The organism is Vibrio sp. Y42_MX_L11, assembly GCF_024181785.1.
Lineage (GTDB): Bacteria > Pseudomonadota > Gammaproteobacteria > Enterobacterales > Vibrionaceae > Vibrio > Vibrio diabolicus.
In genome coordinates this window covers 256,563-268,349 of sequence record NZ_JAMZAP010000002.1, presented here as the reverse complement: position 1 = coordinate 268,349, position 11,787 = coordinate 256,563, and the positions used below count along the sequence as shown (strand labels likewise).

General features: G+C 45.0%; 12 protein-coding genes. 4 read left to right on the top strand and 8 right to left on the bottom strand.

From position 1 onward, the window contains the following. Window positions 1-21: 21 nt before the first annotated feature. From NL643_RS03060 to rpsB, 6 genes are all read right to left on the bottom strand, one after another. A complete protein-coding gene (locus NL643_RS03060; RefSeq protein WP_048625888.1) occupies window positions 22-864 on the bottom strand; it encodes a phosphatidate cytidylyltransferase in 843 nt (280 codons plus the stop codon). A 12-nt stretch (window positions 865-876) separates the two neighbouring features. Beyond that, a complete protein-coding gene (locus NL643_RS03055; RefSeq protein ID WP_006741661.1) occupies window positions 877-1,632 on the bottom strand; it encodes an isoprenyl transferase in 756 nt (251 codons plus the stop codon). A 96-nt stretch (window positions 1,633-1,728) separates the two neighbouring features. Next, window positions 1,729-2,286 carry a ribosome recycling factor gene (gene frr / locus NL643_RS03050; RefSeq protein WP_005380330.1) on the bottom strand — a complete coding sequence of 186 codons (558 nt, stop codon included), beginning with the start codon at window positions 2,284-2,286 and terminating at the stop codon, window positions 1,729-1,731. 99 nt (window positions 2,287-2,385) lie between these two features. Next, window positions 2,386-3,111 (bottom strand): UMP kinase, encoded by a 726-nt coding sequence (pyrH, locus tag NL643_RS03045; RefSeq protein WP_005380329.1) that lies wholly within the window; start codon window positions 3,109-3,111, stop codon window positions 2,386-2,388. A gap of 147 nt (window positions 3,112-3,258) precedes the next feature. Continuing rightward, complete coding sequence (gene tsf, locus NL643_RS03040; protein ID WP_012841502.1) at window positions 3,259-4,104, bottom strand: translation elongation factor Ts; 846 nt, start codon at window positions 4,102-4,104, stop codon at window positions 3,259-3,261. 132 nt (window positions 4,105-4,236) lie between these two features. Continuing rightward, window positions 4,237-4,965, bottom strand: a complete 729-nt coding sequence (gene rpsB / locus NL643_RS03035; RefSeq protein WP_012841501.1) for a 30S ribosomal protein S2 — start codon at window positions 4,963-4,965, stop codon at window positions 4,237-4,239. Between the two features lie 384 nt (window positions 4,966-5,349). Between rpsB and map the strand changes: the two genes are divergently transcribed. From map to NL643_RS03020, 3 genes are all read left to right on the top strand, one after another. Continuing rightward, window positions 5,350-6,228, top strand: coding sequence for a type I methionyl aminopeptidase (gene map, locus NL643_RS03030; RefSeq protein ID WP_005380326.1), 879 nt, complete (start codon window positions 5,350-5,352; stop codon window positions 6,226-6,228). A 108-nt stretch (window positions 6,229-6,336) separates the two neighbouring features. Beyond that, window positions 6,337-8,961 carry a bifunctional uridylyltransferase/uridylyl-removing protein GlnD gene (glnD, locus tag NL643_RS03025; RefSeq protein ID WP_085344087.1) on the top strand — a complete coding sequence of 875 codons (2,625 nt, stop codon included), beginning with the start codon at window positions 6,337-6,339 and terminating at the stop codon, window positions 8,959-8,961. Window positions 8,962-9,103: 142 nt separating this feature from the next. Next, window positions 9,104-9,487, top strand: a complete 384-nt coding sequence (locus NL643_RS03020) for a DUF3461 family protein (RefSeq protein ID WP_005380322.1) — start codon at window positions 9,104-9,106, stop codon at window positions 9,485-9,487. Window positions 9,488-9,579: 92 nt separating this feature from the next. Here the strand turns inward: NL643_RS03020 and truC are convergent, their stop codons facing one another. Both truC and NL643_RS03010 read right to left on the bottom strand, forming a co-directional pair. Further along, entirely contained in the window at window positions 9,580-10,350 is a 771-nt protein-coding gene (truC, locus tag NL643_RS03015) for a tRNA pseudouridine(65) synthase TruC (RefSeq protein WP_171343217.1), read from the bottom strand. A gap of 4 nt (window positions 10,351-10,354) precedes the next feature. Continuing rightward, the gene (locus NL643_RS03010; RefSeq protein WP_005391784.1) at window positions 10,355-10,669 is read right to left on the bottom strand and encodes a YqcC family protein; all 315 of its coding nucleotides are present in this window, start codon (window positions 10,667-10,669) and stop codon (window positions 10,355-10,357) included. A 76-nt stretch (window positions 10,670-10,745) separates the two neighbouring features. Between NL643_RS03010 and NL643_RS03005 the strand changes: the two genes are divergently transcribed. Beyond that, on the top strand, window positions 10,746-11,783 hold the full coding sequence (locus NL643_RS03005) for a DUF3549 family protein (protein WP_253643883.1): 1,038 nt from the start codon (window positions 10,746-10,748) through the stop codon (window positions 11,781-11,783). Window positions 11,784-11,787 lie beyond the last annotated feature (4 nt).

Here is an 11,787-nt window from a genome sequence, read left to right as displayed (position 1 = left end):
GACAATGCCGCTCCTGATAAATTAGAATACGTAGTAAAGAAGAGCAAAAACTGGGAATGCTGCGGTTAGGCTGTCAATACGATCGAGCACACCGCCATGTCCTGGGATAATGTTGCTGCTGTCTTTAATGCCTGAGACACGCTTGAACATACTTTCCACCAGATCGCCGAGCACTGATATAACAACAGTAACCAACGTAATCAACACCATATGGACAGGACTGGAGAACTGAATATCAAACCAATCAGCAAATGCCCACGCCACGATCAATGCCGTGATAATGCCGCCAATAAGCCCTTCAATGGTTTTATTCGGACTGACATGTGGCGCCATTTTACGTTTGCCTAAGCTTTTGCCTGCAAAGTAAGCACCGCTATCTGCAGCCCATACCAAGAAACAAACGTATAACACGAGCTTTGCTCCGTGGTATGGATCTACCGTAATGTCATGAGCTCTAAGAATAACTACACTCCAAAGGAATGGAATTAATGTCAGAAAACCAAACACATGGCGTAAAACAAAATTATTTTGCCAAGATTTCGTCGTTTTGGGATAAGTAATCGCCATTAAGCTAGCAATAATCCACCAAACAAAACCAAGGCCCAGCACAACATAATGAGGCGTTGCTAAATGGTTGAGGCTATGTGCGTCAGGCGAAATATATAGAAAACTAAGTCCGGTAACAATGACTGCCGGAACGAGGGCAGCAAAGCGAGAGTTGCTTCCTGTAAATTGAGTCCACTCCCAAAAACCTAATAGGGTAATTGCAGTTAAAGCGGCAATAAAGCCCATTAGGGGTAATTTAAAAATGCCTAAAATAACCAGGGGAGCTAAAATTAGTGCTGTTATTATTCTCTGTTTCAAACTAACTAGTCCTTATTGAGCTGCCATCAATGCCTTTATTTGTTCACCTGTACAGCCAAAACGACGTTCTCGATTGATAAACCAAGTTACAGCTTCAACTAAGCTGTCTTCGTCGAATTCCGGCCAATACTCGGGTGTAAAGTACATTTCTGCATAAGCCATTTGCCACAACATAAAGTTGCTGATGCGACACTCTCCACTGGTACGAATCAAAAGATCCACTTCAGGTAAGTCTGCCATGGTCAAATGCTCAGTGATTAGCTGCTCATTGATATCCTCTACACGAATCTCACCGTTACGTGCTTTTAACGCTAACGTTTTGGCCGCTTCTGTGATGTCCCACTTACCGCCATAATTGGCTGCAATGTTGATCACCATCCCCGTGTTACCTGCCGTTAGATTTTCAGCTTCTACAATCTTCTTTTGTAGACGCTCACTAAATCGACTGGTATCACCGATCACGCGCAACCGTAAATTATTTTTGTGTAGTTTTTTTACTTCACTAGACAGGACCGTGATAAACAGTTCCATCAAAAGACCCACTTCTTCCTCCGGACGACGCCAGTTTTCACTACTAAAAGCAAATAGCGTCATGGCTTTAATGCCAAGCTTTGAAGCAGCAGCCACGGTCTTACGAACGGCATTAACGCCTTTTTTGTGACCAAATACGCGAGGTTTTCCTTTGGACTTAGCCCAACGGCCATTACCGTCCATAATGATGGCAATATGCTTAGGAAGGGAATCAGAGAAGGCTTGAGAATTTTGCATAGGGAGTTAATTGAGTTCCATCAGTTGGATAGACTAACATAAAAAAACGCTGAGCTGTGAGCACAGCGTTTTCCAACAGTGATGTGTGTGGGAGTATTAAACTTCCATCAACTCTTTTTCTTTTGCAGCAAGAACTTCATCGATCTTCTTAACTGCAACGTCAGTTAGTTTTTGAATTTCGTCTTGTGCTTTACGATCTTCATCTTCAGAGATTTCTTTATCTTTTAGAAGCGCTTTTAGATCGTTGTTTGCGTCACGACGGATGTTACGAACAGCAACACGACCACCTTCAGCTTCACCACGAACAATCTTAACTAGGTCTTTACGACGCTCTTCCGTTAGTGGTGGAAGTGGAACACGGATGATAGTACCAGCAGACATAGGATTTAGACCAAGATCAGACGTCATGATCGCTTTTTCTACTTTCGGCGTCAGCTCTTTATCGAAAACCGTGATTGCAAGTGTACGTGCATCTTCAGCAATAACGTTTGCTACTTGGTTTAGAGGTGTTGCTGCACCGTAGTATTCTACAGAAATACCAGATAGTAGGCTTGGGTGTGCACGACCTGTACGAATTTTAGAAAGGTTGTTCTTAAGCGCTTCAACGCTTTTATCCATGCGCTCTTGCGCGTCTTTTTTGATTTCGTTAATCACAGTTTCACCTTAAAAATGTCATCTTTCCTGAAGAAAGCCTAAAACGGTTGAGCAAAGCAAACGCCACCCTAACGCTTTGGGTGGCACCTTGGGACAAGCTTATTCGTTGATTAGCGTGCCTTCTGCTTCGCCCATAACCACGCGACGTAGTGCGCCTGGTTTGTTCATGTTAAATACGCGGATTGGCATTTTGTGGTCACGAGCTAGCGTAAACGCCGCCAAGTCCATCACTTTCAGCTCTTTATCCAGAACTTCTGCGTAAGATAGCTTATCATACAGCTCTGCGTCTGGGTTTGCTACAGGGTCAGCAGTAAATACACCATCAACTTTCGTCGCTTTTAGTACAACATCCGCTTCGATTTCAATACCACGTAGGCAAGCAGCAGAATCCGTTGTAAAGAACGGGTTACCCGTACCAGCAGAGAAGATGACAACACGGCCTTGGCGAAGCTCACGGATCGCATCAGCCCAATTATAGTCGTCACATACGCCTTTTAGAGGAATGGCAGACATAACGCGCGCATTCACGTATGCACGGTGAAGGGCATCGCGCATCGCTAGGCCATTCATTACTGTAGCAAGCATACCCATGTGGTCACCAACTACGCGGTTCATACCAGCTTCAGCAAGGCCTGCACCACGGAACAAGTTACCGCCACCGATAACTACACCAACCTGAACACCCAGTTCAACCAGTTCTTTAACTTCTTGTGCCATGCGATCAAGGACCGCAGGATCAATACCAAAACCGTCTTCACCTTGAAGAGCTTCACCACTCAGTTTTAATAGAATACGTTGATACGCTGGTTTAGGGTTCGTAGTCATGGAGTTTACCTTCCAAAGAGAGTTGTTGATTAACAGTCATGAATAGACACAAATTCAGTTATGGCTATTCATCACGGCTAATCGTTCACTGCTCATAAAAAGACCGCAGCCAAGGCTACGGTCTAATCTTTATACAGTCTCTAAGGATTAACCTTTTTGAGCTGCAGCAACTTCTTCAGCGAAGCTCATTTCTTCTTTCTTCTCGATACCTTCACCTACTTCTAGGCGAACGAATGTAGAAACTGAAGCGCCTTTTTCTTTCAGCATTTCACCTACAGTTTTCTTAGGTTCCATGATGAAAGCTTGACCTGTTAGAGAGATCTCGCCAGTGAATTTCTTCATGCGGCCAACAACCATCTTCTCAGCGATTTCAGCAGGCTTGCCTTCGTTCATTGCGATTTCAACTTGAACCGCTTTCTCTTTTTCTACTACGTCAGCTGGTACGTCTTCTGGGTTAACGAACTCAGGCTTAGAAGCAGCAACGTGCATTGCAACGTGCTTAAGAGTTTCTGCGTCGCCTTCACCAGCAACAACAACACCGATTTTCTCACCGTGACGGTAAGAAGCAATTGCAGTGCCTTGAACGTATTCTACGCGACGGATAGTGATGTTTTCACCGATTTTAGCTACAAGAGCTACACGTGCGTCTTCGAATTGTGCTTGTAGCTCTTCAACAGTCGCTTTTGAAGCTAGAGCTGCAGCTGCAACTTCTTCTGCGAATGCAGTGAAGTTACCGTCTTTAGCAACGAAGTCAGTTTGGCAGTTAACTTCAAGAAGAACAGCAACGCCGTTTTCTTCTTTGATGATGATTGCGCCTTCAGCTGCAACGTTACCAGCTTTCTTAGCTGCTTTCGCTGCGCCAGATTTACGCATGTTTTCAATTGCTAGTTCGATGTCAGCGTTTGCTTCTACAAGCGCTTTCTTACATTCCATCATGCCAGCGCCAGTACGCTCGCGAAGTTCTTTAACTAGAGCAGCAGTTACAGTTGCCATTCTGTATTCCTCGTTTGATTCGAAATAAGGTAAAAAACAGGGGCCTAACATTGTCGGCCCCCATTGCTAACTATAACTTAGTTTATGCTACACAAAGGTTTCACATAGACCAAGTGTGACACAGAGCCGCTATTATTCAGCTTCTACGAAACCGTCTTTTTCAGCAACTGCAGCTACGTCTTTGTTACGACCTTCAGATACTGCTGAAGCAGCAGCGTTCAGGTATAGCTGTACAGCGCGGATCGCGTCGTCGTTACCTGGGATTACGTAGTCAACGCCGTCTGGGTTAGAGTTAGTATCTACCACAGCGTATACTGGAATACCTAGGTTGTTAGCTTCTTTAATTGCAATGTGTTCGTGATCAGCGTCGATTACGAATAGAGCGTCTGGTAGGCCGCCCATGTCTTTGATACCACCAAGAGATTTCTCTAGCTTCTCCATTTCGCGAGTACGCATTAGAGCTTCTTTCTTAGTTAGTTTGTCAAAAGTACCGTCTTGAGATTGAGTCTCTAGATCTTTTAGACGCTTGATAGACTGACGAACTGTTTTGTAGTTTGTAAGCATACCGCCTAACCAGCGGTTGTTTACGTAAAACTGGTTGCTTGCGATTGCAGCTTCTTTAACAGCTTCAGATGCAGCGCGCTTAGTACCTACGAATAGAACTTTACCTTTCTTCTCGCCAACTTTAGCTAGTTCAGCTAGAGCGTCGTTGAACATTGGTACAGTTTTTTCTAGGTTGATGATATGAACTTTGTTACGAGCGCCAAAGATGAATGGCTTCATTTTTGGGTTCCAGTAACGAGTCTGGTGACCGAAGTGAACACCAGCTTTTAGCATATCGCGCATTGATACAGTTGCCATTTTAAATTCCTCTATGGGGTTAGGCCTCCACATTCCCCATAACTCCGACCAAGCTTCTGCTCAGCACCCCGGAATATGTGACGGAATGTGTGTGATTTAAAGATAAAAGGTTATTCGGATGAAGCTTGCTTCGCCGCTTAGCTTTGCTAAACGAAGAGAACAGTCCTCTATTCCGGCGCGCTTTATACCATATTTTAGCTCACTGTGGCTAGTAAAAATTATTTCTTCACCGTGCCACTTTCTCCTATTTATAAGCAAAACTTTAAACATACGATCGAATTAAGAATGATGCATATTCCTATCTAACTTGGGTTAACGCCCCGATGTCTGATAGAATGCGGCCATTCGCACGTTTACGTGCTTAGGAATAAGTAGAGAAAGCCAATGTCAATCAAGATTAAAACTGCTGAAGAAATAGAACGCATGCGCATTGCGGGCAAGCTGGCCGCAGAGATTCTAGAAATGATCGAACCACACATCAAAGTTGGTGTGACGACAGAAGAGTTGAACAAAATCTGTCATGAGTACGCTCTAGAAAAAGGCGCATACTCTGCTCCGCTTGATTACCATGGTTTCCCTAAGTCGATCTGTACTTCAATCAACCATATCGTATGCCACGGTATTCCAGCGGAAAAAGACGAAATCGGTAGCAACGGTCAAATGAAGCCGGCGGTACTAAAAGATGGCGACATCTTAAACGTTGATATTACCGTAATCGTTCCAAATGACGAAAATGCGGATCTGAGCGTGCGTCCTCAAGGTTACCATGGTGACACTTCTAAGATGTTCCTAGTCGGTGATGTTTCACCTGCAAACAAACGTCTATGCATGGTTGCTCAAGAAGCACTGTATGTTGGTATGCGTACCGTTAAGCCAGGTTCAACAGTTGGTGACATCGGTACAGCTATCGAGAAGTACATCAAAGAGAACAACAAAAACAACCCTCGCAACAAGTTTTCTATTGTGAAAGACTTCTGTGGCCACGGTATCGGCGATGAGTTCCATGAAGAACCACAAGTGGTTCATTACAAGAACAAAGACCGCCGCGTACTAAAAGAAGGCATGTGCTTTACTATTGAGCCGATGATTAACGCAGGTAAATTTGGTTGCTCTGTTGACGCTCAAGACGATTGGACCGTTTACACAGGCGACGGCAAGAACTCTGCGCAATGGGAACATACCATTGTTGTAACAAAAGAAGGTTGTGAAGTACTGACGCTTCGTAGCGACGATACGATTCCTCGCCTAATGAAAAACGCGTAAAGCTAACGACCACTCGTTGTTTACTATATCCCTGCTTCGGCGGGGATATTTTTTATCTGCCACAAATTTGTTAGATTGTAACTAGATTAGCTTGCACGGATGGCAAATATGACACTTCAGTCCCCTCTTACCTTTTCCGATGAACAAATCAATATCGGAGAACTCAAACAAGAGTTAGAGAAATTTAGCTCCGATCAAAACCAAGAGTTTCTCAATCATCATCCGGTAACAAGCTTGGTTTTAGCCAGAGCAGAATACATGGATCTGCTTCTGAATCGTTTGTGGCAACATTTTGGCTTCAAAGATATTTACAACATTTCCCTAGTTGCCGTGGGTGGCTATGGACGTGGCGAGCTGCATCCGCTCTCCGATATCGATATTTTGATTCTGTCGAACAATAAGCTGCCGACCGCGCTAGAAGCAAAAATCAGCGAATTCATTACGCTGTTGTGGGATTTAAAACTCGAGGTCGGACACGCAGTTCGCACCGTTAACGAATGTGCGGAAATTGGTAAAGCCGATCTAACGGTCGCGACAAATCTTCAAGAAGCGCGTCTGCTGTGTGGCAGCGAGGATACCTTTCAGGCACTGAAGAAAGTCGTATTGTCAGACTCCTTTTGGCCAAGTGAAACGTTTTACCGCGCGAAAATTCAAGAGCAGCGCGAACGCCATGCGCGTTACCACGATACGACCTACAACTTAGAACCAGACATTAAGTCGACCCCTGGCGGGCTGCGCGATATTCATACATTAAGCTGGGTCGCCCGGCGTCACTTTGGTGCTACGTCATTGCTGGAAATGAGCCGATACGGATTTTTAACTGACGCAGAATACCGAGAATTGGTTGAATGTCAGGACTTCCTTTGGCGAGTGCGCTTCGCTCTGCACATGGAGCTTCGCCGCTATGACAACCGCTTGACCTTTGCCCATCAAGCACAAGTTGCTGAAAATCTAGGCTACGTCGGTGAAGGCAACCGAGGCGTAGAAATGATGATGAAAGAGTTCTATCGCACACTTCGTCGTGTGGCAGAGCTCAATAAAATGCTACTCAAACTTTTTGATCAAGCGATCATTAATGGTGGTGCGACAGAAAGTGCCGAGATTCTCGATGCCGACTTCCAACGTCGTGGCTCTTTGATTGAAGCAAGGAAGCCCGCGTTGTTTCAAGCTCGCCCAGAAACCATCCTAGATATGTTCTTACATATCGCGAACGACTCAACCATTGAAGGGGTGAGTCCACCAACACTACGTCAGCTGCGCACCGCTCGCCGTCGGCTCAACAAATTTTTGCACACCATTCCTGCTGCGCGTGAAAAGTTCATGGCGTTATGTCGTCACCCTAATGCTCTGCATAAAGCATTCAGCCTGATGCACCGATTAGGGGTTATGGCGGCCTATTTACCGCAATGGAGCCAAATTGTTGGTCAAATGCAGTTTGACTTATTCCACGCCTACACGGTTGATGAGCACAGTATTCGCTTACTGAAACACATTAATACCTTTAGTGACCCAGACAATCATGCGAAGCACCCTATTTGTTGTGACGTCTACCCACGGATGCAAAAGAAAGAACTGCTGATTATTGCCGCTATTTTCCACGATATCGGTAAAGGACGTGGCGGCGATCACTCTGTTATAGGCGAAGGTGAGGCTTACGACTTCTGTATTGAGCATGGCTTATCAAAGCCCGAGGCCAAACTTGTCGCTTGGTTGGTAAGGCATCATCTATTAATGTCCGTCACCGCACAGCGCCGAGACATTTATGATCCCGATGTGATTACCGAATTTGCCAAAAAAGTCAGAGACGAAGAATCTCTCGATTATCTTGTGTGCCTGACAGTTGCAGATATTTGTGCAACCAACCCAGAACTTTGGAATGCTTGGAAACGAACCTTACTCGCAGAGCTGTATTACTCTACACAACGTGCTTTACGTAGAGGGCTAGAGAATCCTGTCGATGTGCGTGAGCGAATTCGCCACAACCAACAAATGGCCTCTGCAATGCTGCGCAAAGAGGGGTTTGCCGCGCGCGAAATTGAAGTATTGTGGCAACGCTTCAAAGCTGACTATTTCCTTCGTCATACCCATACGCAAATCGCGTGGCACTGCGAACACTTACTTCGCATGGAAGATCCAACTAAGCCTTTGGTCTTGATCAGCAAAAAAGCCACTCGCGGCGGCACTGAGGTGTTTGTATATACGAAAGACCAGCCAGCTTTATTTGCGACGGTCGTGGCGGAGTTAGATAGGCGTAATTTTAATGTACACGACGCGCAAATCATGACCAGCAAAGATGGGCACGTGATTGATACCTTTATGGTGCTCGATCAACATGGCGAAGCGATTGATGAGTCCCGTCATGCCGCGGTGATTAAGCACCTCACCCATGTACTGGAGGCGGGCCGACCAACCAAGATTAAAACGCGCCGTACTCCGAACAAACTTCAGCACTTTAATGTGAAAACCAAAGTCGACTTCTTACCAACCAAAGGTAAAAAACACACTTTAATGGAGTTTGTCGCGCTAGACACACCGGGGCTGTTGGCCAAAGTAGGCCGTACGTTTGCTGATTTAAATATCAACCTTCACGGTGCCAAAATCACCACCATTGGTGAGCGAGCAGAAGACTTGTTTATTTTAACCAGTGATGCAGGGGGAAGATTAAGTGAAGAACAGCAAGATGAGCTAAGAGAGAGATTGATCGAAAAGTTATCTGATGAGGTCGCAGCTTAGATCAAACCTGCCAATCTTTTCGGTTCAGGGCGAGAGCGATCTTGCCCACAAGTTAAGCATTTTGGCTAAATATCAGCTATCTAGCTCATACATTGGCTGCTACAGTTATATCAATATCAATTCGATGTAATAGAGGTAGCCTATGTATCCCCACCTCACTGGTTTGGGTATTCACGACCCTAAGCAGATTGAACGTTATTCCCTACGCCAAGAAGCACACAAAGACGTGCTCAAGATCTATTTCCACAAGCAAAAAGGCGAGCTGTTCGCCAAAAGCGTTAAATTCAAATACCCGCGCCAAATCAAAAATGTTCTTGTGGACAGTGGCAGTCACAAATATAAAGAAGTAACGGAAATCAACCGTAACCTCACATTGGTCATTGATGAACTGAATAAGATCACTAAGCCAACGAAACAACCTGAGGTTGATGTAAAAGAGAAAATTCTTTCAGACCTTCGTCATTTAGAAAAAGTCGTTTCGAGCAAGATCGCAGAGATCGAAGCAGATCTCGAAAAACTCAAGTAAAACGTTAAGTCTTAAATACTAAAAAAAGGGTTAGCATTGATGCTAACCCTTTTTATTTGTACCCAATCATTATCTAGATCTAACTAATCCCATTATCGGTTGATCATTGATTCATCCCACTCAAATCGAGTAAACAATTGCTGCCAAGTCTCATCAAGATTGGCCGTCATGACAATCTCTTGATCGGTAAATGGATGGACAAACCGTAACTCTGAAGCGTGCAGTAGCAAACGATGAGAATCAAACTCTGTGCGATATAGCTTGTTGTGCTTGCCATCTCCGTGCGTTGTATCACCCACGATCGGATGGCGTAGATGCGCCATATGACGACGAAGTTGGTGCTTACGCCCCGTTTTAGGTTTCATCTCAACTAAGCAATAACGCGTTGTAGGAAATTTACCCGTCGAATAGGGAACTTCCACTTTAGCCAACGGTTTATATTCCGTCACCGCTTCTTGCGCTTCTTTTTCTTGTGAAGCGAACTTATCCGCAATCTTGTCTAACTCGACTTTGAGCGCGTAATCCAAGACGCCCTCTTCCTCAATCCAACCGCGTACTATCGCGTGGTACGTCTTTTCCATTTTATGTTCAGCAAACATCGGCATGACTTGTGACGCGACTTCACTCGACAACGCAAACACGAGCACACCCGATGTTGGACGGTCCAGACGATGCAGTGGGAACACATGCTGACCAATTTGGTCGCGCAAAGTTTGCATGACAAACTGAGTTTCGTGTTTATCTAACCAACTGCGATGCACTAACATGCCTGCAGGCTTGTTGACCGCTACAAAATATTCATCCTGATAAACGATCTCCAGCTCAACTGGTTCTGAAGATCGCGCTATTTCTTGTTCTAGCATTCGTTTACTTACACAGTTCGTCAATGGTTCGGATTGTAACAAGCAGCTCTGCGAACTGCGGTTCCTGCTTCCACGCTTCTGAAAAATAGGGCTCGAGAGAAAACCCTCTTGGCAATGGTTGGTTGTTTTCCACTAGCACGTGCATTCTGTCTATAAAGATCCACTGCAACCACTCATGAGGATGCAACGTATCAATCGCAAATGGCTCCACGCTTTGTAAGGCTTGCTCTGAAGGCCTAGTGTGTTGCCACAACTTATGTTCTTTAAGCTGCGTTTCAAGTTGGTGAAGTAAGTCGACCAATTGAGTATTTGTTACCATTAATTCTATCTCGAACCTTGAATTAGCCGAGAATGATACCATTTCTTGTGAAAAGAACGTTAGGACGTCGTATTTAATGGAAAACATTCAAACCCTCACTCAACTGTTGAACAACAGCCGCTGTGATTATCAAATCTTCGATCTTGGTCGTCGTATCAAAACCATCGCTAAGAAAGAGTTTGCCGATGTAGAAAAAGGTCAAGCACCGTACCCATTCCCAATGCAGCGTAAAGCACACCTTGCCATCGCTTATTGGAATGAACAAAAGCAACCTTGGATTTGGTTTCTAAAGTTTGAATTGGACGAGCGCGGTTTGTTAAAGCAAGCGGATATCGGCAATTTCATTAAATACGTAGTGGAAGCCATGGGAACACGCCTCAATGATGATATCTCTGAAGAGCAACAGCAAAAGCTGTCTAATAACCCATATACGTTCAAACCTTCCGAAGACAAAATGGCCGTGTTTCATAGCCAGGTCCGCGCGAACCTCGATCTTCCTACCAGTCAATATTATGAGCACACTCAGCATTACTTTTCAGGTGGTTTAGGCTGGGATAATTGGCAAACCGTAGGTCTGCAAGGGATCACCGACATGGCCGCTCGTTTGGACAAAGAGCAAAACGGGGTAATGATACGCAAGGCGTTGAACTACCTACCGAATGAACCACTTTATGCTCTGTTGGGTGCGCTTGAGCATGTAGAGTTACAAGAGCGTTTAGCAGAACGTATCGCGGAAAAAGCACAACAAGAAATCGCAAGTAGCGAGCCTGATCTCTTCCTACTTTCAGCGCTTATCCGAGCTTTGGCTGGCGCACCAACAGCCATTGCCTCTCCAGTGTTAGAAGCGATATTACAAAGCTCTCGTTTAAGCCATCAGGAAGTACTGATTGGCGTGGCTGGCCGAGCTTGGCACTTACTAGCCAATGAAAAGGTAGCAGAGCAGTTTTTGCTGCGTTTAGCTCAAACCGGTAATCAAGCCCTATTTAATCAGTTATTTGCCGATTTAGTGATGCTACCAGAGTTAAGAATGGTGCTATTGCCCTTGCTACATTCAAATCCATCTGAAGAACTAGCAAACGCGCTAGTAAGCTTACAACAAGCAACAAAGGGATAATAAA